Genomic DNA, 23,472 nt, shown 5'->3' with positions numbered 1-23,472 from the left:
GCCGATCAGTTCCACACCAGCACTTCGGCAGCAGTCGGGTTCCAGCCGTTGCAGGGGTTATTGAGCTGAGGACAGTTGGAGATCAGCACAATGACATCGCATTCGGCGCGCAGCTCGACATACTTACCGGCGGCGGAAATGCCATCTTCGAAAGTCAGCCCCCCCTCCGGCGTTACCGGTACGTTCATAAAGAAGTTGATATTGGCGGTAATATCCCGCTTATTCAGCCGCCCGTCGTGCAGGCAGGCGCAGAGAAAATTGTCGCGGCAGCTGTGCATATGCCGGGTTCCGGCGTGGTAACGCACGGTGTTGCTCTCCTGAGAACAGGCACCGCCAAGCGTGTCGTGACGGCCACAGGTATCGGCAACAAGGGTCAGCAGCGGGTTGCCCAGATTGGAATAGAGCACGCTGCCGGTGGTCAGGTAGGCATTGTTCTGGCGGCGCAGGGTACGCTGGGCGTCATAGCGCTCCCGCGGGCTGGCCGCGCGGTAGAACAGCGTATCCACCGCCTGGTTGCCCTCCAGATCGTGCAGCCGGACGGTCTGGCCTTTTTTCACCTCAAACAGAAAGGGTTCCCCGGCCGGGATGGTGTGGCGATATACCGCCTCAGCGGGCTGTTTTTCACTGGCAGTTAATGTCATCGGGGGCTCCTTAAAGGGCAAAGCGCGTCATGTTGTCGAAGGCGCGCTGGTTTTCCGGGCGGGACGTTTTGCACCCTGCGGTCACCGCATCGCTGGCATCGTGCAGGCTTATCTGCACCGGACGCGGGCGGTATGCCGGGTTCGGATCCATCGGGTGCGGCAGCGCGGTCAGCACCACCAGCACGTCCATCGGGGCATACAGTTCTACCGTGCTGCCCGGCGCGGAGTGACGGTCGTGGAAGGTGAATGCGCCCTGCGCATCAACGGTGACCTTGCTGAACAGATTAAGCACCATGTGCAGATCCTCCAGACCGAGGTTCCATTTGCCCATTTCAACCAGCAGGTTATCCAGCCCGTTGCGGTGGAAATCGTTGCGCCGCTCCTGATAGCGACCCTGACCGTATTTTTCTGCCGTTTCACTGGCGTTCAGCACGCCGCCGAAGCTGTCATGCCAGCCGCAGGTGTCGGTGACGATCGCCGTCAGCACGCGGCCCATATCAGAATAGAGACAGTGCCCGGCCGTCAGTCTGGCGGTGTGCTGCCCTTTCAGCGTGTCCGGCAGATTCAGCCGTTCGCTTTTCTCATGGGCGTTAAACAGCATCAGGCTGACGTTGGCCCCACCTTCGGTGTCAGTCAGGCGCAGAAGCTGGCCTTTTTTTATCACCAGCGAGGTGTGACCGCCGCCGGGTAACGTTTCTTCACAGGGATGGGTCATGGGATATCTCCTGATTCAGGGAAAGTGTCGCCAGTGCCGGGTGCGGGATCACCGTACCGGGCGACTGACGCTGCCGCAGTCGGGTTTCGTTCAGCGGCAGATCGTAAGTAATGCGGGCCCCCCAGGCGTTCGGCTCGTGCGGGTCAATACGCACTTTGTCGAACACCAGCAGCCGGGTACCGAGGTTGAACCCCTCTGACAGGTCGTGGGTCACCATAAACACCGTCAGCTGAGTTTCCTGCCACAGCGACAGCAGCAGACTGTGCATATCTTTGCGGATGCCGGGGTCGAGTGCGCCGAAGGGTTCGTCCAGCAGCAGGATGCGCGGGCGCATAATAAATGCCTGCGCAATCGCCAGCCGCTGCTGCATCCCGCCGGACAGCTGGGCAGGATATTTCTCCAGAGCATGACCTAACCCCACGCGCACCAGCATCTCCGCCGCCTGCTCGCGCGCCGCTTTTTTGCGCCGGCCAAAAAGACGTCCGATCAGCGGTGCCTGCGACAGTTCCAGACCGATGGCGACGTTATCCAGCACGTTCAGATGCGGAAACACCGAGTAGCGCTGGAAGACCACGCCCCGGCTGGGGTCCGGTTCGGCCTTCAGCGGCTGCCCCTCCAGCAGGAGGCGGCCACGGCTGGGTTTTTCCTGCCCCAGCAGCAGGCGCAGAAAGGTGGATTTACCGCAGCCGGAGGCACCGACGAGGGTGCAGAACTCCCCTTCACTGATGCTCAGGTTGAGGTTTTCCAGCACCACGTGGTTGCCGTACTCCTGCCACAGCTGTCTGACTTCGATAAAACTCATGATTTTTCTCCCTGAGCCCAGGGGAAGCACAGCCGGTTAAGGCGACGCAGCCCGAGATCCATCAGCCAGGCCAGCAGCGTGATCCAGATGACGTACGGCAGGATCACGTCCATCGCCATATAGCGGCGCACCAGAAAGATGCGGTACCCCAGTCCGGCGGTGGCGGAGATCGCTTCGGCGGAGATCAGAAACAGCCAGGCGGAGCCCAGCAGCAGGCGCAGCGAGGTCAGCAGCCGGGTAAGTAACTGCGGTAACACCACCCGCAGTACCACCGTCCAGCTGCTGGCACCGAGGGTCTGAGCCTTGATCAGGATCTCTGGCGGGATCTCCCGCGCCCGCTGCTCCAGGTCACGTGCCAGCATCGGCGTGATGCCAATGACGATCAGCATGATTTTCGACAGCTCATCCAGCCCGAAGACGATAAACAGCACCGGGAGAATGGCCAGCGGCGGCACCATGGAAACCACCGTCATAAACGACGACAGCGGCGATCGCCACAGCGGAAAAACCCCGGAGGCAATGCCGAAGGCCAGCCCCAGAACGGAAGCGATCCCCAGCCCGATCAGCAGACGCCCCAGGCTGACGGCGGTATCCATCCACAGCAGATAGTCGCCGCTGCGTTTATCCGGCGTGAACGCCATACGCTGTACCGCATCAATCATCTGCCCCAGCCCGGGCAGCAGCTTGTCGTGTGGATTGGCGTCCAGCCGCACTGCCGAGCCGATAAAATAAGCCGCGATGACCAGCACGAACGGCAGCAGGACCAGCATCACGTGCATGCCCCGGTCAGGGTGTCGGTTAATTTGCCGCATGGTGCAGGCTCCTCAGGGGTGAATTACAGGGTGCCGGCCGCCGCCATTTTCAGGTAGCTGTCGTCAAAGCGCAGTTTGATGTTGCCGCTGTCACCCTGCGTGACGTTGCCGGGGAAGCTCATGCCGATAAAGTCAGCGCTCTGTGCGCCGTCACCGAGCAGGCCCTTTTCAAAAGAGAAGTCCGCCACGCGCTGCATGGTTTTCGCCAGCGCCGTGCCACTGACAAACGCAAGATTATCGGCCGGGGTGTAAAACAGGTGGGTGGTTTTTAACTGCGCCTGGTAGCCGCTGAGGTCAGTGCCGGAGGCAGAAGCCATGGCACTGAGCGCGGCGTGATCGCCCGCTTTCATCTGCGCCATCATTTCATACCACGCGCCGGTCAGGGCTTTACCGAGGGCCGGGTTATCTTTCAGCACCGCGCTGTTGACCACCATCATGTCGATCAGCTCGCCGGGCACCTGGGAAGACTCAAAGACCTCGGTGGTATCGGGGGTGTTTTTGATCACCGACAGCTGCGGATTCCAGGCCACGGCGGCCTGCACGCTGTTGGTGGCAAAGGCAGAGACAATATCGGCGTCCGAGGTGTTTACCACGGTGACATCTTTTTCCTGCAACCCGGCTTTTTCCAGCCCGCGCACCAGCAGATAGTGGGACACCGACAGCGCCGGCAGGTAGACTTTCATCCCTTTCAGATCCTTCAGGGTTTTACCTTTGCCCTTCAGTACCACGCCGTCGTTGCCTTCGGAATAGCTGCCGAGGATCAGCGCGGTAGAGTCCACGCCCCCGGCCGCCGGAATGGTCAGCGCATCCATATTGGTCATGGTACAGCCGTCAAACTGGCCAGCGGTGTACTGGTTAATGGATTCGATATAGTCGTTGAGCTGGGTGACGTGAATTTTAATGCCGTATCTGGCCGCCCATTTGTCGATGATACCGGCGCTGGCAATCTGGCCCCAGGGCATCCATCCGGCATAAATGGTCCAGCAGACGTTAAATTCTTTTTTTGCGGCGGCCTGGGAAGGCACGCTGACCAGCGCTGTCACGCTGAGAAGGCAAATGCTGAGGATGCGGGCAAGTTTCATTGTAACCTCGGTGTTGGCGGAAAAAACGGGGCAGCGCGACACCAGAGGTGTTGCTGTCTCCCGGGCTTTTATCCCGCCGTGTAACCCCAACCGAGGTCGCCAGCTCTCGGACCAGTCATCCACCGTGTGGACCGGAACCCTAGCCTGCTATTGTGATCAGTTATCGGTGTAACGCTGCTGCTGTTAGTAACAGAGCAAAAGTTGTGCCAGAACGCTTTTAGCAGTAAAACAGTGAGTTATCGTTAACGCTTTGCGTAAAACGATCGCCGATGGGGCATCATTTTCTGGCAGAGTGCATCAGAAGTGTGCAGTGTGGAAATAAACGCCCGTCTCATCTTACCTGCAGGCCGGAGAACCATGACACAGTCTCACTCGTTACGAAAAAAAGCGCTGATTGCCGGTGCCGTCGGCAACTTTATTGAGTGGTATGAATTCGCGGTTTACGGTTTTCTTGCCACGATCATTGCCCGCAACTTTTTTACCCTGCAGGGTGAATCAGCACTGACGGGCATTATCCTGACCTGGGCCGCCTTCGCCATTGCCTTTTTCTTCCGCCCGCTCGGCGCAATGGTGTTTGGCCGCATCGGTGACAGAATAGGCCGCAAGCCCACGCTGGTGGCGGTGCTGATCCTGATGACGCTGACCACCGCTGCGATTGGTCTGGTGCCGGTTTATGCCTCTATCGGTCTGGCCGCCCCGCTGATCCTCACCCTGCTGCGCATTCTTCAGGGGCTGTTTGCCGGCGGGGAGTACGGCGGTGCAGTTTCCCTGATGACCGAGTTCGCCCCGAAAGGCAAACGCGGCCTGTATGGCGCCTGGCAGTCGCTGACCGTGGCCTTTGGCCTGCTGGCCGGGGCGGCAATGGTCGCGGTGCTGACGGCGACCCTGAGCGACGAGGCGCTGCACAGCTGGGGCTGGCGGATACCTTTTCTGACGGCGCTGCCGCTGGGTCTGGTTGCCCTGTGGCTGCGTATGCAGCTGGAAGAAACCCCGACCTTTAATCAGGCAAAAACACAGCCTGATGCGCCGCGCGGCGGGCTGGTGTTCCGGGTGATCCTGCTGGGCATTGGCCGGGTGATGGTCTGGTCGGCGGCGGGGTATACCTATCTGGTGGTGATGCCGACCTACTTACAGTCGGTGCTGCACACCGGGCTGAACCAGGCGCTGGTGATTGCCGTGCTTTCGAATGTGGGTTTTGCCCTCACCATCCTGCCTGCGGGGATGCTCAGCGACCGCCTCGGCCGCCGTAACGTGATGGTGTTTGCCAGCGTGATGCTGCTGATCTTTGCCTGGCCGCTGCTGAAAGTGCTGCAGATGCCCGACATCAGTTTGCTGGTGAAGTGCCTGGTGGTGATGTTTGCAGGGGGACTGGTGGGCCTGCTGGCTGGACCGGGGCCCGCCATGCTGTCTGAGATGTTCCCCACCCACGTTCGCTATACCGGGCTGGGGCTGGCCTATTCCCTTTCTAACGCCCTGTTCTCTGGCTGCGCAGGGTTAATTATCAGCGGACTGATCAAACAGACCGGTAATAATGATATTCCGGCGTTTTACGTGATGGCGACCGCCGTTGTCAGCATCGCCGCCTTGATGACGCTGCGGGCTGACGACCACCGCCGGGCGCTGGATGAGTGATGGCATCCGTTCGTTCAGGCAGGCTCTGGCGAACGGCAACATCATCATACCTTTAACCGCCACCGGAGTGCCGTTAATAACAAAGCGCTGCCAAGGGTGCAGGCGGCCATGCCGAGCACCCGCAGCGGATGATAGGGAAACCACAAGAAAAAGAGGGCACTGAGAACAGATACACCGACCACACAGCCCCAGCGCCAGGGCACAAAAGCCATGATCAATAATGCCGGGCAGGCAAGGTAATAAAAATAAAAAGAGACAAACATTAATCCCACGCTGCGGTGGGAAACGATCTGATAATGGCTCGCATACCACGTATGTAATGTCTGATAGCCCGCCACCATTAGCACCGCACAGGCAATAAACAGCCCCACCCTGACCGCATGACGTTTCATGACGTAATCCATTTTTCATTCACTGCCGTCAACGCCAGCCGCCGACAGACACCGTGCCGGATTATGCCGGACTTTACCCGGCAAGATCACGCCTGTTTTTTTAACTCAGCGCCGCCGCCGGGACAATATGCTGCCCCGGCGGAGCGTTCAGCGCAGAGGCCAGCAGCGCCCGGGCAATATTTTCCGCCGGGTTAAGCCGCAGGCTTTTGGGCAGGACAGGTCCCGCCACGCTCAGTATCCGCATCATCAGCGATTCCACCGGACGTGGGGCCTGACGCTCACCGCCAATCAGGCCCGGCCGGACCAGCGTCAGCGAGTCAAACCCCAACCGGGCCAGATCGCGCTCCAGTTCCCCCTTAACCCGGTTGTATAAAAAGCGCGAGTCCACATTCGCGCCAGCCGCTGAGTTCAGCACGCAGGTCGCGGTGCCCTGCGCTCTGACCCGCCGGGCGAAGGCCAGCGGATAGTGGTAGTCGACGCGTGTAAACGCTTCACGGCTTTTAGCCTGCTTCATGGTGGTGCCGAGCGTACAAATCATCGCATCAACCTGCCACCAGTCCGCCGCCTCGGGTAAATGGTCGAAATCCACGGTCGGGGCCAGCAGCCTGGGGTGCGCCGGCAGCGTACGCCGCACCGGGGCCACCACCGAGGTGACCCGGGCATCCGCCAGCGCCAGCCGCAACAGGTGCCCGCCCACCAGTCCACTGGCCCCAACCAGCAGCAGTTTCATCTCAGGCTCTCCCGGCGAACTGGTCAATCGCCTGCGCCACCGGGGTGCTGCCATCGGTCAGTTCGATGATTTTGTGCGTCACCTGCGGCTGTCCGACCAGGGTTGCCAGGGCGGCAGCAACGTTATCACGGGAAATGTTGCCATAGGGGATGGCCAGTCCGGCGGTGACGTTGCCGTTTCCGGCATCGTCCACCAGCGTGCCGGGACGCAGGATCACCCAGTCCAGATCGCTGGCAGCCAGATGCACATCGGCCTGCTTCTTCACCGCCATATAGTTTTCAAAGGTGTCCGACCCGGCTTTACCCCGCCCGGCTTCCGGGAAGGCAGACACCAGCAGAAAACGTGCAACACCTGCCTGGGTGGCCGCGGCGACCGCCAGTTCCAGCCCTTTGCCATCGATGGCATTCGTGGTTTCCATACCGCCTTTGCCGCCTGCGCCGGCGGTGAAGACCACACAGTCACAGCCGCGCATCAGCCCGGCAAAGTCAGGCACGCTCAGGGCCGTCAGGTCTCCCTGAACGGTATCCGCGCCCAGACTTTTCAGTTGCTCACCCTGTTCGCTATGACGATGAAGCCCCACCGGCTGATGGCCCTGCTCTGCCAGCTGACTCACCAGACGGCGGCCAATCTGGCCCGCTGCACCAATAATAAATACCTTACTCATCACGATCTCCGGAAAATGAACCTGTCTTACATCTTAGCTTATTCACTGTGACCCGCCTCGCAGTTGGGTGAACGCGCGTACCGTTCAGCTTTCCCCAACGGGGATCGACTGAAAGGGATACACCCTGCGAAAATGGCACGGTAAGAAGGAACTTCTGGAGCAGATCACAAATAATGCAGCGCCGGAACCCGTCCGGCGCTGCTCAGGCAGGTCAGATCAGAGGTGTTTCTTCAGCAGATCGGCCAGCGCCGTCATGCCCTTGATGATTTTTTCATCACTGTGGGTGGAGTAGCTGAAGCGGGCAAAATTATCGCGCTGCACCGTCGGGAAGAAGGTGGCACCCGGCACCCAGACCACTTTCGCCTCTGGCACCGCATGCTCCAGCATAAATTTCGCCGTATCAAAGCCTTCCGGGAACTCCATCCAGGTAAACAGGCCACCGTCAGGATCGGTCCAGCTGATCCCCTGCGGGAATTCGCTTCTGACCACCGACAGCATGGTTTCTTTCTTACGCAGATACTGCGCCTTGATGGTCTGGATATGATCGTCAATATTGTGCCTTTCCAGATACATCGAGACTGCGGCCATGTTCAGGGTGCTGCACTGTGTATCTGCCGCCAGCTTCAGCAGGCCCAGCTTCTCGGTGATCTCAGCAGAGGCCACAGACCAGCCGAGACGCAGGCCCGGGGCGAGGATTTTGGAGAAGCTACCGAAGTAAATCACTCGTCCTTGCGTATCCATGCTTTTCAGCGTGGGGACTTTATCCCCCTGATAGCGGACTTCGCGGTATGGCGAGTCTTCCAGAATAATAAAGTCATACTGGTTGGCCAGCTGGATCAGATGCTGTCGACGCGCCAGCGACAGCGTTATTCCGGTCGGGTTATGGAAGTCCGGGACGGTATACAGCAGCTTAATGCGCTGCCCCTCTTTCAGCTTCTGCTCCAGTACGTCGGTCATCAGCCCCTGCTCGTCCATCGGGATCGCCAGATAGCCCGGCTGGCAGGTATTAAAGGCGATCAACGCGCCGAGAAAGGTCGGGGCTTCAGTAGCGATCAGGTCACCGGGGTTAATCAGCAGCCTGGCTGCCAGGTCCAGCCCCTGCTGGCTGCCCTGCAGGATCAGCACCTGATCTTCTTCACAGATGATCCCATCAGCGGCCATACGTTGTGCTATCTGCTGGCGCAGCTTTGGCATCCCGGTGGAGTGGGTATATTGCAGCGAGACTTCGCCAGGACCTGAAAGCAGCTCGCCAAAAATAGCCTGAAGTTCCCGCGCCGGAAACAGGCTGGAGTCCGGATAACCGCCGCCGAAGGAAATAATCGTGGGATCTGCACCGAACTGCAGCAATTGCCTGATGGCAGAAGGCTTTACACCCTCCATTCTGTCCGCGTAACGCGTGGTCATGTTCCGTATTCTCTTTAAGGGTATTGGGCTGGAATAACGTTATGAGAAACGGGTATAAGCTGTCAATTAATTAACTTTTTATTTCAGTTTGATGGCGTTTTTTAACGTCGTTTCTCTTAGAAATAACCGCAGGTTCTCCCTCTTCTGCCTCGACCTCCATGGGGCCACCAGTCGCAGGAAGCGATTTATTTCGCCTGACGAGGCCAGAGAAGTCGCGGACATCAAGGCAATTTTTGTGATGCTCGTCACACCTCTCTTGTTCAGATATTTTGAATATTACTGGCAATTTATTCCGCTATCAGTTGATTATTAGCAGGCGTAGTATTTATCACATCAAGGCAAAACGCCTTATCTTATAAAAATACCCTGAGGAATACATTATGAAAACCATCAAAACTTTCGTCGCTGTTGCCGCCCTGTCTCTGATCTCCTTCGGCAGCTTTGCCCAGAGCGTTACCGCCACCGCCTCTACCCTGTCCGCAGCAGAAGCGCAGATTGCCGCGCAGGCCCAGCAGGCGGGCAGCAGCTACAAAATCACCGAAGCCAACTTTAATAACGGCGTGCACATGACCGCTGAACTGATTAAATAAGTGGCCTTCTGATTTAATAAAAAGCCCCGAAAGGGGCTTTTTTATTGACGTTAAAAAGACAGTGTCACTACGCCGACGCCACCCTTTTTTGCACTACCTTCCGCACCACCGCCTCCTGCATCGCATTGCAAGGCGGGTGGTTGAAAGCGCCCGGTAACTCCCTCCCGGCCCGTGCGGGTGGCGGTGGCAAAGTCGGTCTCTTTCAGCAGCTGCAAACGGTCGCCAGACACCAGATCGCAGAAAAACTGCAGCCGGTCAGTTCGATCCCGTTCTTCCCGTGTCGATATCAATCCGCTCAGAAGAGGCGCAGCATGAGGCCATACTTTAGCATGGTCGCCAGACGGGCCTTTCTGCACCAGAATAAACAGGAACGATTGAAATGACGGCGGAGAATGATGATGCGAATACCGATCCTTTTACTGCTTACCTCCCTTTTACCCCAGACACACGCGGCGGCGGACAGCGGCTGCCCGCAACGGTGTTACGTTGAAAACAGCCGCTGCGACCGGGACAGCGGCAGCGGCTGCAGCAGCACCCTGCAGCGCTGCCTGCAGACGTGCGGCCGCTAGCGACAGCTACTCAGACGTGATCCCGGCTTAACGGGATCACCAGCGGCGTGCCGTAGAACGGATCGTCAATAATACGACAGTTGAGGTCAAAAACGGTTTTTACCAGCGCCTCGCTGAGGATCGCCTGCGGTGCGCCTTCGGCCACCACGCCCCGCTGGTGGACGGCGATCAGATGGTCGGCGTAGCGGCAAGCAAGGTTCAGATCGTGCAGCACCATAACGATGGTTTTATTCTGCTGCCGGTTAAGGTCACGCAGAAGATCCAGCACCTCAATCTGATGGGCCAGATCGAGAAAGGTCGTGGGCTCATCCAGCAGCAGAATGCCGGTGTTCTGCGCCAGCGTCATGGCAATCCAGACCCGCTGCCGCTGCCCGCCAGAAAGCGCTTCAACCGGGCGATCCGCCAGTTCGATGGTGCCCGTACGCTGCAGGGCGGCGTCCACTTCCGCCTCATCCTGTGCTGACCACTGCTGCAGCCAGTTCTGCCACGGGTAACGCCCCAGGCTCACCAGCTGGCGCACGTTAATCCCTTCCGGGGCCACCGGACTCTGCGGCAGGATCGCCAGTTCCTGTGCCACGTTGACTGTGGATTTCTGCTGGATGTCTCCCCCGTTGACCCATACCGAGCCGCTGTGAGGTTTAAGCAGGCGGGCAAACGCGCGCAGCAGCGTGCTTTTGCCGCTGCCGTTACTGCCGATCAGAACCGTCACTTTGCCCTTTGGCAGCGAAATGTCCAGATCGTCAATAATGGTCTGATTCTGGTAACTCAGGGTCAGACTGCGGGCGGCGATGGCCGTCATAACTCAGCTTCCTTAGTGACGCTGTGCGATCAGCAGATATAAAAAGAACGGCGTACCAAGCACGGCGACAAAAATGCCCGCGGGCAGATCGGCCGGCAGAAAAAGTACCCGGCCGATCAGGTCAGCCAGCATCAGCACCATGGCACCCACCAGGGCACTCATCAGCGCCTGTCCGGTAAAACCGGGGGAAACCAGCCGTTTGCCAATGTGTGGGGCAATCAGCCCGACAAACGCCATCGCCCCGCCCCAGGCAATGGCTACGCCAGCCAGTGCCACGCTTACCAGCAGCAGCCCGCCGCGCTGCCACTCTACGCGTACGCCAATCCCCCCCGCCAGGCCCGGATCCAGCTGCTGCACGATCGCCTGTCGCGCCAGCCAGACCAGCAGCGGCAGGATCGCCAGCAGCCACTGTGCCAGCGCTGTTGCCTGCGACCAGGTGGCACCGTAGACGCTGCCCGTCAGCCAGAGATACGCCGACAGCGTGGTGGTCAGCGGGCTGAAGACCAGCACCAGCGTAGTCACCGCCCCCAGCAGCGCCGAAATGCCCACGCCGATCAGCACCAGCCGCAGCGGTGAAGCACCCTGCTTCCAGGCCAGCAGCCAGACGCAGCCGGTTGCCAGCCCGGCCCCGGCCATGACCGCCAGCGGCAGCAGACCGTCGCCCCATGTCAGGCTGAAAAAAGCCAGATAGAGCACGGCGGCCGTTCCGGCACCGCTGGTGATGCCCAGCAGGTCGGGCGAGGCCAGCGGATTACGGATGATACTTTGCAGGATCAGTCCCGACACTGCCAGCGCGCCGCCCACCAGTCCCGCCAGCACGATGCGCGGCAGGCGCAGCTGCTGAATAATAAACGTCATACCGCCCGGATCGTCGCTGACCAGCAGTCGCAGGACGGTTAACGGTGACATTGTCACTTTACCCTGGGTCAGCGACAGCAGCATGACCAGCAGCAGTGCGACCGTCGCCAGCAGCACCCGCCCTGCGGTACTCAGGTTGATCTGCCGGGAGAAGCCGCCGCGCCGGAAGGTGATCATCTTATCCATAACGTCCTCCGCACCGTGCCAGCCAGATAAAGAACGGCGCGCCGAACAGCGCGGTCATCACCCCGACCGGCACCTCCTGCGGCAGGATCACCACCCGCGCCAGCATGTCGGCCAGCAGCAGCAGCAGCGCCCCGCCCACCGCACAGCCCGGCAGCAGCCAGCGGTGGTCGATGGAAAGGGTTCTGCGCACCATATGTGGTACCACCAGACCAATAAAGCCAATGCTACCGGCCAGCGCCACGGCGCAACCGGCCAGCACCACAATCAACCCTGCCAGCAGCAGCCGGATGCGTCCGGCGTGCTGTCCCAGCGCGGTGGCGATGTCGTCTCCCGCGTTCATCACATTCAGCTGTCCGGCAAACAGCAGTGCCATACCCAGCCCCAGCGCACTGAGCGTCAGAACGGGCCAGACTGCCGACAGTTCGCGTTCGGTCAGCGATCCGGCCAGCCAGAACAGCACCGTATCCAGGCCCTGCTGATCGATAACCAGCAGGGCCTGGCTGAAGGCAGTAAACAGTGCGGTGATCGACGCCCCCGCCAGCACAATGCGCAGCGGATTTAAGCTGCCGCGCCCCGCCGTGCCGATGGTCCACACCAGCGTGCCTGCCAGCGCCGCGCCGGCAAAGGCGCACCACAGTAAGCCGTTCAGGGAGGCAACGGAGAACAGCGAGCTGCAGAGAATAATCAAAAAAGTCGCGCCGGCATTGATGCCAAACAGGCCGGGCGAGGCAAGAGGATTACGCGTCAGCGCCTGCATCAGCGCCCCGGCTACCGCCAGGCTGGCCCCCACGGACAGCGCCATCAGGGTACGCGGCAGGCGGGAGGTGGTAACGAGGATATGCTGCAGGTTCATGGCATCATGGCGGACCAGCGCACCCCAGACCTGCGGCAGAGAGATCCAGCTGGCCCCGGTCATCAGACTGAGCACCACCGCGCAGGCCAGAAGCAGCGTCAGCAGGCCGAGCTTCAGCGCGGGGCTCATGCTGCCGTCTCCGTCAGTAACAGACGTTCAATGTCGTCCAGTACCGCACTGGCGGCGATAATTCCGCCCGACAGTACCCAGGTCACACTGTCCACCTGCCACACCCGGTGATGCTGCGGTGCCTGCATTTGCCGCCACAGCGGATGCCTGACCAGACTTTGGTAGTTTTCCCGCACCACGGCTTTTTCCGCGTGCAGCATCACGAAGAACAGGTCTGCGTTGACCACCGGCAGGCTCTCGCGTCCGCTCAGTTTGATCGACACGCCTGTTCCCTGCCGGGCGGCCTCATTCCAGGTGAAACCCAGCTCGCTGAGGATCGTACCGGGAAAACTCTGCGGCAGATAGCTGCGCAGGTGGTCAGCACGGATATCGAGCACCGAAACGGTCAGCGGCCAGCGAGCAGCAAAATGCTGTGCCAGCAGGCCGCGCAGCCGGGTGACACGCTGCGTGAAGCGGGTCAGCAGATCCCGTGCCCCCTGCTGACGATTGACCGCCGCGCCCACGGCGCGGACGGTCTCTCTGAATTCAAAGACGTTATCCAGCATGACCAGCGGCGCGATCTGTTTCAGCAGCGGTGCCAGCGCCTGATGGCGAAATCGGGAGGCGATAATGACGTCCGGCCGCAGCAGGACGATGTCTTCCAGGCTGGGCTGGGTTTCAAGCCCGACGTGCGGCACGTTCTGAAGCGCCGCACGCAGATAGCGGTAAGTGGGTTTTTCACTCCATGAATCCACGACCGCACAGGGGATCACCCCAAGGGCCACCGCAGCGTCTGTGGCCCCCTGGAACAGCGTGATCACCCTGAGCGGTGCTGGGGTGGCGCGGGCCGGAGCCAGAAAACAGGCGGCCACAACCCCCGCCCCCAGCCGCAGCAGATAGCGTCGTTCAGGACAGGGTAAGACCTCAGAAATCAACGTTGTAACCCAGCGTCACCGTGCGTCCACGACCGGAGAAGTAGCGGTCAGGCTCCACCAGCGCGCTCTGCGAATAATAGGTCACATACTGTTTATCAAACAGGTTGGAGACCGCCAGGTTAATCCGTCCGCGCGGCAGCTTGTAGCCCACGGCAGCATCAATCAGCGCGTAGCCGGTAAAGTCTTTATCTTCCTCATCAAACTCGCGGCTCAGCGCCCAGTTGGCCTGAATAAACGAGGTCCACTGGGGTGACCAGTTGGCAGACCAGCTGGCGATAATGCGGTCGGGAGAGACGTTAAGGCCGTCGAGTTTCGCATCCAGGCTGCCGTTATCATCGCTGTCATAGCGGCCGCGCATGTGGGAATAGCTCAGTTTCAGACGGTGATCGTCGTTCACTGCATAGCCCAGCGTGCCTTCAAACCCGTCTATTTTCGTTTTCTCACGGCGCGTGACATACATATCCCCGACGCGGTCAACGCGGCTGCCAAGTTTCGACTTTGACTCGTAGTAGCTGAGTTCAAAGTCAAACGGCTGCTGATCCACGCGGAAGCCGTATTCGGTATTCTCCGTCACAATCGGCTGCAGATTCAGGAAGGTGCCGGCGCTCATGCCCGGCTGATTGATACCGCGCAGCACGCGGCCCACGTCCGGCATGGCAAAGCCCTGCGAATAGTTGGCAAACAGGCTCAGCGGCGCTACCGGCGTCCAGACGGCACCGACGTTGTACAGCGTTTTATCAAAGTCCGGCTTGCCCCCTTCCACCGTGACGCTGTTAGCGCTGGCAATGGTCTGGTAACTGTCGATATCCAGGCGGGCATACTCATAGCGCACGCCGCCCGACAGTTTGAGCGATTCGACAGGCGTCACTTCCAGCTGTAAGAACGGTGACAGGTCGGTGTACTTGATTTCCGGGACATAGGTACGCCCGGTTCCCCACAGATCCTGCTTTGACTGGTCAAACAGCGTATCGAAGCCCAGCGTTACCTTCAGATAGTCGTCCCAGATATCCGCTTTGGTCAACGCCATCTTGGTACCGTACTTGGTGGTGACCGCACGCGACTGATCGTACAGCGTACCGACAGGCGCAATGCTGGGATCCTGGAATGAACCGGACAGCGCAGAACCGAACAGGGCTTCATAATGCTGATAATACGCCAGCGCCGTCAGCTGCATGCCGGCCAGGTTGTAGTTGTCATAGGTCACTGCGGTGTTCCACACGCTGTTATGCGGCGCATCGCCTTCCGGGGTACCCTTGATCGAGGTGGTGGGAATGCCGCGATCGCGATCCCCGGTGACGCTCAGGTAGTCATTCTTGCCCTTAAGCTGGTAATAGCTGGCACTGAGCTGGATACGCTGATCGTCGTCCAGCCAGTAGCCCACCTTCCCCAGCAGGTCATAGGCGCGTGAATCCATCAGGTCACCCTGGGTGTTATCTACACCGACCGGACGGTTGTTGCCGTCAAGGTACAGGCCCTGATCCTCATAGCTCGCCGAGAACAGGTAGTCGAGATACTCTTCGCGGCCATTCACGCTGTAGGTGGACTTATAGCTCATGGTATCGCCCTTCAGCTGCGAGGTGGGCGATGAGGTTTCGATGCCAAAATGCTGATTCAGCGCCCCCGGCTCCGGTCGTTTGGTGATCAGGTTGATCACCCCGCCCGCCGCGCCAATGCCGTTGCTGGCGTTTGCGCCGTGGATCACCTCAATGCGTTCAATCATTGAGGCATCAATGGTGTGCATTTCCCGCCCGGTGGGACGCAGCGGGTTCGACTGCGGAATGCCGTCAATCATCACCAGCGGCGTGCGGCCGCGCAGGGTTTCACCGCTGCCGCTCATTTTCTGCCGGCTGGGCGAGAAAGAAGGCAACAGGTTGCTGAGGATCTGCGAGGTGTCAGAAGTGATCTGTCTCTGCTGCTCAATCTGCTGCTTTGTAATGATGGTGACGACCTGCGGTGAATCTTTCTTTTCGCTGGCGGTACGGCTGGCGCTGACCACCATATCCGCACCGTCGCCCGCCGTCTCTTCTGCATACAAAGGCCCTGCCAGCAGCAGTGGCATCAGCGAATAAAGCGCCCTGACTTTCATCTCACGATCCTTTTACCTGGGGAAAACCCGCCCTTCGGGCAGGCTAAATGCGCCTGACGGCACCAGTGAAAATGCGAATGGGATTATTATCATTATCATTTACGGTAACAACCGGAATAATTAGACATTTTTCCTTACGCCTTGCTTACACTGTGAAAGAGAACCGATTCCACTCTACATAACCCACTGAATTAAAATAACAAAAATAGATTAAGCACGCATTTCTCACTGTCCGGTTCTTGCCGTTCTTTTGCTTTAAAATGTGATCATCATCACACGTTACCGTCTCAAAATTAGCGTAACTGAGCCTAAACGCGCCGGTAATACAGGCTTAATCCTGACAAAAGCGGCGATTAATGAGTTCAGCTCATGACGTCTATATGCCCGGCGTACTCAATTCGCCTGCGGGAATGGCCTAAGATGAAAGCTCACAACACGAGGAAAAAGTCATGATTGAGATTATTAAAAGCGGCAGTCAGCCTGCTGTCGCAGGCCCGGCCGACTATTTCACCGGCACGGTCAGCATCGATACCCCGTTTAACGCCAGCGCACCGGCCCGTACAGGCGGTGCAACCGTGACCTTTTCAGCCGGTGCGCGTACCGCCTGGCACACCCACCCGCTTGGGCAGACGCTGATTGTCACAGCAGGTCAGGGCTGGGTGCAGGAATGGGGCAAAGAAGCCCAGGCGATTGCCTGCGGAGATATTGTCTGGATCCGTCCCGACGTTAAGCACTGGCACGGTGCCGGGGCGGATGCCGCGATGACCCATATTGCCATTGCCGAAGCGCAGGAGGGCAACGTGGTGGACTGGCTGGAACACGTCAGCGAGGCGCAATATCCGGGTTAATGCGGCTTTTGCCGCAAAGACGGAGCCCCTGCCGCCGGAATGTTTAGCGTCATGACTTATGAATTTTTCGCATCAGTCAAGGGGAAGGATTACACTGCCGGTACCAAGCGAACGGCGTGCCGGAGTAAAACGTGTTAAAAGAAAACGTTAACGATCTCATCTCTCTGATGGTGGTCGCTCAGGAGCGCAGCTTTACCAAAGCTGCAGCCCGACTGGGCGTATCGCAGTCGGCCCTCCGCCATTCGATCCGCGCGCTGGAGGAGCGTCTGCAGCTTCGTTTACTGACGCGTACCACGCGCAGCGTGGCTCCGACCGAAGCGGGTGAAAAGTTAATTAATGCTATCGCTCCCCGCATGAATGAGATTGAATCCGAACTGATTGCCTTGACGGAAATGCGCTCCGTCCCGGCCGGCAACCTTCGCCTCACGGCCGGTGAACACGCGGTCACCACCACGCTGTGGCCCGCCCTTCAGCCCTTTTTAGCGCACTATCCCGAGGTGAATGTCGAGATCGCCGTGGACAATACGCTGACTGATATTGTCAGCGGCCGCTTCGATGCCGGGGTCCGCCTGGGTGAACAGGTGGCGAAAGACATGATTGCGGTGCGCATCGGTCCCGCCTGGCGTATGGCGATCGTCGGGTCACCGGCGTATTTTTCCCGCCACGGCCGCCCGCAAACGCCACAGGAACTGCAACATCATCGCTGTATTAACCGGCGTCTGCCGACCATGGGCGACCTGTATGCCTGGGAGTTTAAGCAGGGTCAGCGGCAGATCCGCGTGCGGGTAGAAGGCCAGCTGGTCGTTGACAGCCTTGAACCCCGCATTGCTGCGGCAATCGCCGGCCTGGGCCTGGCCTGCGTACCGGAGGACAGCGTAGAGACAGCATTGGCCAGCGGCAGCCTGGAGCAGGTACTGGTCGACTGGATCGAGCCGTTTACCGGGTATTATTTATATTATCCCAGCCGTAAGCAGCATACGGCGGCTTTTTCCCGCCTGATCGAGGCTCTGCGTTATCCACGTCAGGAATAAGCCCTTCCCGCTGCTGACCTCAGACAAGATAGCGGTTAAACCAGGCAATCGTCCTCTCCCACGCCAGGTCAGCAGCGGCTTTGTCGTATCGCGGCGTCGAATCATTGTGGAAGCCGTGATCCACCCCTTTATACACGTAGCCTTCATACACGTTATGATTCGCCTTCAGCGCGGCCTCATACGCAGGCCACCCTTCATTAATGCGCGTATCCCGCTCTGCATAGTGCAGCAGCAGCGGAGCCTTAATTTTCGGCACATCTTCGACTTTCGGCTGACGACCATAGAACGGCACGGCGGCCGCTAATTCAGGCCAGGCCACCGCTGCCGCATTCGCCACCCCGCCGCCATAGCAGAAGCCGGTGATACCCACTTTGCCGCTGGCCGCCGGGAACTGCATCATAAATTCGATCGCCGCAAAAAAGTCATTCATCAGCTTTTCCGGGTCAATCTGCTGCTGCAGCTCGCGCCCTTTTTCATCGTTGCCCGGGTAGCCGCCGACAGAGCTTAATCCGTCAGGGGCCAGGGCGATAAACCCGGCTTTTGCCACCCGCCGGGCCACGTCTTCGATATAGGGATTCAGGCCGCGATTTTCATGCACCACCACCACCGCCGGCACCCGCCCGCTGACCTTCGCCGGGCGCACCAGGTACCCTTTTACGCTGCCGTGGCCCTGGGGTGACGGATAGTGAATATACTCCGCACGGATATCAGGATCGGTAAATTCAACCTGCTGCGCCAGGGCATAATTCGGCGTCAGCAGGGTCCCCAGCGCTGCCGCCGACAGGCCACCGACGACAAATTTTGCGGCGAGATCGAGAAACTCACGCTTGCTGATTTTTCCATGGACGTAGTAATCAAAATAGTTGAGCAGTTCAGGCGGGAAGTCTTTTGCCGTCATACGTGTCATGCGTCAGGCTCCGTTCGGGGCGGGTCAGAGGGTGCCGTCCTGTGCAGGTACGGCGCGGATCCAGGGTCGACCTGTCACAGTCGTACCCTGTTTAAAGGTAGGCCCGGCACGGCTCGGCCGCAATGCTAATCGTCAGCGGCTGCGGAATAAACCGGGCGGCGAGCAGGTCGTCCGCCTGCCGCTGCTGCTCGGACAGCAGCGCTGGCGTCACGCGGTGGATGCCCCAGGCCTGGTTGCGGATGGCCGCCAGCCAGCGGTCCACGCCCGGTGAACCCGGTAAATGGTGATGAATAATCCCGGCAGCCTGCTGGCGATTCCCGGCTATCCAGCGGTCATTGTCCGCCAGCACCGTCAGCAGCACCTCCGCCTGCGGCCGCGACTGACGCAGCCAGCGCTCACGACACCAGACCAGCGCCCGGCTTCGTACCGCCTCACCTGACTGCGCAAGACAGCGTATTTTTTTTGCCTCCTGCGCGGCGGTAAGCCAGGGATCGATCGCGGCCCACAGATCGACGCGCCCTTCGCGCAGCGCGCGGGCGGCATCGCTGCCGTTAAGATCGACCAGGGTGATATCGTCCAGCGTCAGCCCGTGCTGTAACAGCAGCCCGGCCAGAAACGGTTCAGTCACGGTTCCGCGCATCCCGGCAATACGCGCCCCCTGTAGCGCCCGCGTATTCCGGTGTGCGCTGTCTTTCATGGCCAGCAGCGCGCAGGGTGCCGCCCGGTCAGGCGATGCTGCCAGATAAGCGACATCCAGGCCGCCGCTGCGGGCCAGAACGGGCAGCGTTGAGCCGGTGCCGATCACATCCAGTGCCTGCTCTGCCAGCAGGACAGCGCCGTCACCGGCGTGATCATAATCTGTCCATACCACGCCGCCGTGCGCGGCCAGCGCGGTTTCCAGCACCCCGCGATGGCGCAAAATAAACAGGGAGAGAAGATGGGGGTGACTGCCAATACGTAAGGTCATCCGCGCTTGCCCTCCTCACGCTGCGCCTGCGTGAGGTCAGCACCGCCGTGCCTGCGGTAAAACCCGTCGATATCCATTAAGCCTTCCTTCTTTTGCCAGAGGTCAATGACAGCAATAACAAAGCTGCCCTGACAGAACAAAGAAGAAATCGGAGAATGTTCAGCGTGAAATCGCATTTAGCGCTCTGGCAATGCCCCCGCCCACCCGTCGCGGGGGTTTATTTTTTACGCGGGCGCTGAGTGTAGCGGTCCCATTAAGGTACACTTGGGCCTGTTTTTCGCTGCGGAAAGTAACGTTTATTGCCTGAGGAGGTGACCTGCTGTGAGTCAATTACCTGTTGTAACCATACACTACTGTTCCCAGTGCAACTGGATGCTGCGCGCCAGTTGGATGGCGCAGGAACTGCTGCATACGTTCAGTACCGACCTCGGCGCGGTCACGCTGATCCCGGGTACCGGTGGGGTATACGAAATCACCGTGAACCAGCAGGTGATCTGGAACCGTAAAACCGATAACGGCTTCCCGGATGCTGCTGAAATCAAGCGCCGCCTGCGCGCCGTCTGTTTCCCGGAGCGTGACCTCGGGCACATTGACCAGCACGCGAAGCCCGCGGAATAAAGGATGAAACGGGATGACCGCAGTCGGTCATCCCGTGCCGGAGGCTGGCGGCTATCCCCCTCAGAAGTCGACGTTCACCCCCAGCTGGAAGTTACGCCCCGGCATCACCGCCAGCGCCCGATCGTTAGCATCGCGGGCGGTGACGTCCGTCAGATCGCGGCTGCTGAGGTAATCCCGGTACTGGCGATCGGTCAGGTTATACACGCCGCCACTCAGCTTAACGTTTTTCGCCACCCTGACCCACGCCGTCATATCCAGCATGCCGTAACCCGGCACGCGGGTATATTCTGTGGTGCTGTCGGCCAGCGCAGTGCCGCTGTTCTGATAGCTGTTGCGGCTGGTGCTCTGTGCCTGCTTGCCTTTCACAAAGGTGGCGGTCAGTGCCGTACCGAAGCGCTGTGCCGGATCATCCCACGCGACGCCCACGACGGCTTTCATTGGGGCTACGCTGTCGAGGTCAACATATCTGTCACCGTCATAGCGGGACTTTGCCTGACCTTTGCTGTAGCCCAGTGCAAAGGTGGTGCTCAGGCCGTTTACCTCTTCAAACCAGGTACCATAGTTAATTTTGGTGCTGACTTCCCCACCCCAGATATAGGCTTTATCGCGGTTTTCCGCCTGATAGATGGTGGCAATATTCGCCGGGACATTGACGAACTTGTCCGGTGCGCCCGCGCGGGTGTAGCGGGTGGAGGCAATAAAGTTTTTATAGGTGTTGTAGAACATGGCCCCGTGCAGCGTGACGCCTTCGGTGGCCTGGCCTTTTATGCCCCACTCAACGTTATTGCTGGTTTCAGTATCCAGATCGGTATTGCCTAACAGGGCATACTGACGGTTACCTAAATAGCTGGAACCCAGGTTCCACGAGCCGTAGAGCTGGCTGGCGTTCGGGAACTGCGCACCGCGCCTGTACTGCACGTACGTCATCAGCTGCGGGGTAAGGTCGTAGTTGAAACTGATGGACGGTAACAGCTGAGTGTCGCTGTTGGTTTTCCCGTACAGCTTCTCTGCGTCTTCCGGCGTCAGTACGTCAGTACCGGCGGCCATATTCCCCAGGTTCTGCGGTTTGGTTTCCTGATGCGCAACGCGCACGCCCGGCACCACTGAGAACGCATGACCGTCGAGGTCAAACAGAATACTGTCCTGGACAAAGGCACCCAGCACCAGGGTGCGGCTGTCGCCCTCGGGCTTTGTGGTCATGCCCGTACCGCTCTGTGCCGGTGACTGGCTGAACGGACGTTCCGTTTCCGAGAGGCGTCCGTTGATCCCGGCCAGCAGATCGTGACGGCCCAGATTTTTTGTCAGCTGCGCCTCATAGCCCCAGGTGTTGACGTTGTAGTCAGAGTAAACGCGCTGCATCGCGCCGCCGGTCGCTAACGGCATCAGCGTGTTGTCGTGCGCTTCCGTATGCTGGTAGTAGATCTTATTGCTCAGACTGTCGATCCACGCGTTGGCAGGCGTCCACTCATCTTTCAGACTTAAGCCCCAGCGCCGGGTATTGCTCTGCTGGCTGGCAGTGCCGTCAATAGCCGTGCCGCTATTGTTCCAGCTGTCGTAATGGGTGTGATTCACCTTGCTGTAGAAGTCGACCGTACCGGTGAGTTTATGCTCGTCGTTCGGCTGCCAGATGCCCGAGGTTAACAGCGCATCGGAGTGCCAGTTGGCCGGGTAAGCGTCAAACTCATCGCTGTTATTACGCGTCTGCTGGCCATCACGGCGGCTGTACACCACCAGGCCACGCAGCGTGTCATCTCCGGCAGCGGCGGTGATGCCGTTATGCCAGCTGCGGCTGGAGGAGTCGTAATCGCTCTGGAAGCCGAATGCCGTGTGCTTATTCGGGGTGAGATAATCATCGGCAGATTTGGGCAGGAAGGAGACGGTGCCGCCCAGCGCGGTATTGGCGCGCTGTGTGGCCGTGGCACCGGATTCGATCTCAACGCGGCCGTACAGGTACGGGTCAATGTAGTCACGCCCGATACCGAAGGTGTTGACCCCGGCACGGCTGGCATAGCTGCGTCCGGTGGCCTCAGGCTGAGGGATCCCGTCGACGTCGAGGGCGACGCGGTTGCCTTCCAGCCCGCGGATGTTATAGCCGGTGTAACCGCCGCGATCGAAGCCGCTTTTCCCGGTGGAAGAACCGCCACTGCTGCCTACCGCGCCGATCAGCGGCTGGTAGCGCATGATGGAGCCAAAATCATTGCCTCCACGCTGCTGTATCTCTGCGGCACTGAGGGTCACCGAACTGCCGGCCACATTTTTTACCACGGGCGACAGCACGGTCATCACCGCGTCGTCGTCAGGCGTTGTGGCTGCATTCTGCTGCCGGGCTTTAGCGGTCACCGCGTTACGGTCGCTATCGGCAGCTGCACTGCCGGAGAGGGTCACGCTGAGCAGGGTCCCTGCCACAAGTGAGGTGTGCAGTAATCCCTGAGGGGATGAAAACTTAATCATGCGAAATACCTGCGATGTTTTTATTGGTATTCGCTCAACAACGGCTTCAGAAATATCAACGAACAAGGCCCTGCAGGCAGGGCAAAAAGCGTTATAATTTGCGACATCATATACAAATGATAATCATTATCAATCATAATGTGACAGAAATAGTCAATTCATTGCAACATGATACTCAGCGGTCTCTGATGCTGAAATAAAACAGGCACCCCATCCGGGGTGCCTGTTGGTGAAGCGCTCATGCTGTGAGGGGTCAGGACGCGGCGAAGTCCGTCAGTACCTGGCCTTCCATGCGGTAGCGTACCCACTCATCCTGGGGCGCAGCACCGATGCTTTTGTAAAAGTCGATGGCCGGCTGGTTCCAGTCCAGCACGCTCCACTCCAGACGGCCGCAGCCGCGCGCCACCGCCTGCTGCGCAATATGGCGCAGCAGGGTTTTTCCGGCTTGCTGGCCGCGAAAACGCGGACTGACGTACAGGTCTTCCAGGTAAATACCGTTTTTTCCCAGCCAGGTCGAGTAGCTGGTAAAAAACACGGCATATCCGGCCGGTTCGCCGTCCACTTCACACATCAGCGCCTCGGTGGGTGATCCGGGCGCGAAGAGTGAATTTTCAATATCCTGCTGGCTGGCCACCACTTCGTGCAGCGCTTTTTCATAGTCGGCCAGCTCGGCGATCATCGCGAGGATCAGTTTTGCGTCCTGACGCTCTGCGCGACGGATAACAGTAGTCATGCTTATTCCCTGAGTGTGACGGTTGATGACCGTCAGCATAACCGCTTCATCCTGCTGAC

At 59.3% G+C, this 23,472-nt stretch carries 24 protein-coding genes and 1 riboswitch; of the genes, 5 read left to right on the top strand and 19 right to left on the bottom strand.

Annotated elements, in window-relative coordinates:
• Positions 1 to 5: 5 nt before the first annotated feature.
• The 5 genes from ACZ3HG_RS02905 to ACZ3HG_RS02885 are packed head-to-tail and all read right to left on the bottom strand — an operon-like array spanning position 6 to position 4,052.
• Complete coding sequence (locus tag ACZ3HG_RS02905; protein WP_191932339.1) at positions 6 to 641, bottom strand: urea amidolyase associated protein UAAP2; 636 nt, start codon at positions 639 to 641, stop codon at positions 6 to 8.
• A 10-nt stretch (positions 642 to 651) separates the two neighbouring features.
• On the bottom strand, positions 652 to 1,356 hold the full coding sequence (locus ACZ3HG_RS02900; RefSeq protein WP_191932338.1) for an urea amidolyase associated protein UAAP1: 705 nt from the start codon (positions 1,354 to 1,356) through the stop codon (positions 652 to 654).
• Positions 1,340 to 2,158 (bottom strand): ABC transporter ATP-binding protein, encoded by an 819-nt coding sequence (locus ACZ3HG_RS02895; protein ID WP_465331761.1) that lies wholly within the window; start codon positions 2,156 to 2,158, stop codon positions 1,340 to 1,342. The genes ACZ3HG_RS02900 and ACZ3HG_RS02895 overlap by 17 nt, the downstream gene beginning before the upstream one ends.
• On the bottom strand, positions 2,155 to 2,970 hold the full coding sequence (locus ACZ3HG_RS02890; protein WP_191932336.1) for an ABC transporter permease: 816 nt from the start codon (positions 2,968 to 2,970) through the stop codon (positions 2,155 to 2,157). Before ACZ3HG_RS02890 ends, ACZ3HG_RS02895 begins: the two co-directional genes overlap by 4 nt.
• A gap of 23 nt (positions 2,971 to 2,993) precedes the next feature.
• Entirely contained in the window at positions 2,994 to 4,052 is a 1,059-nt protein-coding gene (locus ACZ3HG_RS02885; protein ID WP_191935905.1) for a putative urea ABC transporter substrate-binding protein, read from the bottom strand.
• Positions 4,053 to 4,107: 55 nt separating this feature from the next.
• Positions 4,108 to 4,206, bottom strand: a riboswitch (guanidine-I (ykkC/yxkD leader).
• 203 nt (positions 4,207 to 4,409) lie between these two features.
• Between ACZ3HG_RS02885 and ACZ3HG_RS02880 the strand changes: the two genes are divergently transcribed.
• A complete protein-coding gene (locus ACZ3HG_RS02880; RefSeq protein ID WP_465331758.1) occupies positions 4,410 to 5,684 on the top strand; it encodes an MFS transporter in 1,275 nt (424 codons plus the stop codon).
• A 44-nt stretch (positions 5,685 to 5,728) separates the two neighbouring features.
• Here ACZ3HG_RS02880 and ACZ3HG_RS02875 read toward each other — a convergent pair whose 3' ends face one another.
• The 4 genes from ACZ3HG_RS02875 to ACZ3HG_RS02860 all read right to left on the bottom strand — a co-directional run bounded on the left by ACZ3HG_RS02875 (position 5,729) and on the right by ACZ3HG_RS02860 (position 8,874).
• Positions 5,729 to 6,076, bottom strand: a complete 348-nt coding sequence (locus ACZ3HG_RS02875) for a hypothetical protein (RefSeq protein WP_191932333.1) — start codon at positions 6,074 to 6,076, stop codon at positions 5,729 to 5,731.
• Positions 6,077 to 6,176: 100 nt separating this feature from the next.
• On the bottom strand, positions 6,177 to 6,806 hold the full coding sequence (locus tag ACZ3HG_RS02870; RefSeq protein ID WP_465331756.1) for a Rossmann-fold NAD(P)-binding domain-containing protein: 630 nt from the start codon (positions 6,804 to 6,806) through the stop codon (positions 6,177 to 6,179).
• Between the two features lies 1 nt (position 6,807).
• Positions 6,808 to 7,470, bottom strand: a complete 663-nt coding sequence (locus ACZ3HG_RS02865; protein ID WP_191932331.1) for an SDR family oxidoreductase — start codon at positions 7,468 to 7,470, stop codon at positions 6,808 to 6,810.
• A 216-nt stretch (positions 7,471 to 7,686) separates the two neighbouring features.
• Positions 7,687 to 8,874 carry an aminotransferase-like domain-containing protein gene (locus ACZ3HG_RS02860; RefSeq protein ID WP_465331754.1) on the bottom strand — a complete coding sequence of 396 codons (1,188 nt, stop codon included), beginning with the start codon at positions 8,872 to 8,874 and terminating at the stop codon, positions 7,687 to 7,689.
• Between the two features lie 380 nt (positions 8,875 to 9,254).
• Between ACZ3HG_RS02860 and ACZ3HG_RS02855 the strand changes: the two genes are divergently transcribed.
• Positions 9,255 to 9,464 carry a YdgH/BhsA/McbA-like domain containing protein gene (locus tag ACZ3HG_RS02855; RefSeq protein ID WP_062743301.1) on the top strand — a complete coding sequence of 70 codons (210 nt, stop codon included), beginning with the start codon at positions 9,255 to 9,257 and terminating at the stop codon, positions 9,462 to 9,464.
• A 579-nt stretch (positions 9,465 to 10,043) separates the two neighbouring features.
• Here the strand turns inward: ACZ3HG_RS02855 and ACZ3HG_RS02850 are convergent.
• Genes ACZ3HG_RS02850 through ACZ3HG_RS02830 form a run of 5 tightly spaced genes read right to left on the bottom strand, consistent with a single transcriptional unit; the run spans position 10,044 to position 15,858 of the window.
• Positions 10,044 to 10,832 carry an ABC transporter ATP-binding protein gene (locus ACZ3HG_RS02850; protein ID WP_191932329.1) on the bottom strand — a complete coding sequence of 263 codons (789 nt, stop codon included), beginning with the start codon at positions 10,830 to 10,832 and terminating at the stop codon, positions 10,044 to 10,046.
• A 12-nt stretch (positions 10,833 to 10,844) separates the two neighbouring features.
• Complete coding sequence (locus ACZ3HG_RS02845) at positions 10,845 to 11,876, bottom strand: FecCD family ABC transporter permease (protein ID WP_191932328.1); 1,032 nt, start codon at positions 11,874 to 11,876, stop codon at positions 10,845 to 10,847.
• Complete coding sequence (locus ACZ3HG_RS02840) at positions 11,869 to 12,858, bottom strand: FecCD family ABC transporter permease (RefSeq protein WP_465331751.1); 990 nt, start codon at positions 12,856 to 12,858, stop codon at positions 11,869 to 11,871. Before ACZ3HG_RS02840 ends, ACZ3HG_RS02845 begins: the two co-directional genes overlap by 8 nt.
• Entirely contained in the window at positions 12,855 to 13,772 is a 918-nt protein-coding gene (locus ACZ3HG_RS02835; protein ID WP_191935911.1) for an ABC transporter substrate-binding protein, read from the bottom strand. Before ACZ3HG_RS02835 ends, ACZ3HG_RS02840 begins: the two co-directional genes overlap by 4 nt.
• Positions 13,762 to 15,858 carry a TonB-dependent receptor gene (locus ACZ3HG_RS02830; protein ID WP_191935912.1) on the bottom strand — a complete coding sequence of 699 codons (2,097 nt, stop codon included), beginning with the start codon at positions 15,856 to 15,858 and terminating at the stop codon, positions 13,762 to 13,764. Before ACZ3HG_RS02830 ends, ACZ3HG_RS02835 begins: the two co-directional genes overlap by 11 nt.
• A 452-nt stretch (positions 15,859 to 16,310) precedes the next feature.
• Here ACZ3HG_RS02830 and ACZ3HG_RS02825 point away from each other — a divergent pair, with 452 nt between their 5' ends.
• Entirely contained in the window at positions 16,311 to 16,706 is a 396-nt protein-coding gene (locus ACZ3HG_RS02825) for a (R)-mandelonitrile lyase (protein ID WP_465332560.1), read from the top strand.
• Between the two features lie 131 nt (positions 16,707 to 16,837).
• Positions 16,838 to 17,737: a LysR family transcriptional regulator gene (locus tag ACZ3HG_RS02820; RefSeq protein WP_465331748.1), complete on the top strand. Its 900-nt coding sequence runs from the start codon at positions 16,838 to 16,840 to the stop codon at positions 17,735 to 17,737.
• Between the two features lie 19 nt (positions 17,738 to 17,756).
• On the opposite strand, the gene yghX is transcribed toward ACZ3HG_RS02820, so the two are convergent.
• The 3 genes from yghX to ACZ3HG_RS02805 form a co-directional block, all read right to left on the bottom strand.
• Positions 17,757 to 18,644: a YghX family hydrolase gene (gene yghX, locus ACZ3HG_RS02815; protein ID WP_191935914.1), complete on the bottom strand. Its 888-nt coding sequence runs from the start codon at positions 18,642 to 18,644 to the stop codon at positions 17,757 to 17,759.
• A 91-nt stretch (positions 18,645 to 18,735) separates the two neighbouring features.
• Positions 18,736 to 19,611: an ABC transporter substrate-binding protein gene (locus tag ACZ3HG_RS02810; RefSeq protein WP_465331746.1), complete on the bottom strand. Its 876-nt coding sequence runs from the start codon at positions 19,609 to 19,611 to the stop codon at positions 18,736 to 18,738.
• Positions 19,608 to 19,787, bottom strand: a complete 180-nt coding sequence (locus ACZ3HG_RS02805) for a hypothetical protein (RefSeq protein WP_187509186.1) — start codon at positions 19,785 to 19,787, stop codon at positions 19,608 to 19,610. Before ACZ3HG_RS02805 ends, ACZ3HG_RS02810 begins: the two co-directional genes overlap by 4 nt.
• A gap of 145 nt (positions 19,788 to 19,932) precedes the next feature.
• On the opposite strand from ACZ3HG_RS02805, the gene ACZ3HG_RS02800 reads away from it, so the two are divergent.
• Positions 19,933 to 20,229: an Rdx family protein gene (locus tag ACZ3HG_RS02800; protein WP_062743311.1), complete on the top strand. Its 297-nt coding sequence runs from the start codon at positions 19,933 to 19,935 to the stop codon at positions 20,227 to 20,229.
• Between the two features lie 60 nt (positions 20,230 to 20,289).
• On the opposite strand, the gene ACZ3HG_RS02795 is transcribed toward ACZ3HG_RS02800, so the two are convergent.
• Together ACZ3HG_RS02795 and ACZ3HG_RS02790 are read right to left on the bottom strand one after the other, a co-directional pair.
• A complete protein-coding gene (locus ACZ3HG_RS02795; protein WP_465331743.1) occupies positions 20,290 to 22,680 on the bottom strand; it encodes a TonB-dependent receptor domain-containing protein in 2,391 nt (796 codons plus the stop codon).
• A 253-nt stretch (positions 22,681 to 22,933) separates the two neighbouring features.
• Entirely contained in the window at positions 22,934 to 23,413 is a 480-nt protein-coding gene (locus tag ACZ3HG_RS02790; protein WP_191932319.1) for a GNAT family N-acetyltransferase, read from the bottom strand.
• Positions 23,414 to 23,472: the final 59 nt, after the last annotated feature.

It is taken from the genome of Erwinia sp. PME.40.26/001 (assembly GCF_055556675.1).
The sequence above is the reverse complement of the archived record's forward strand: the minus strand, read 5'-3'. Positions and strand labels throughout refer to the sequence as shown.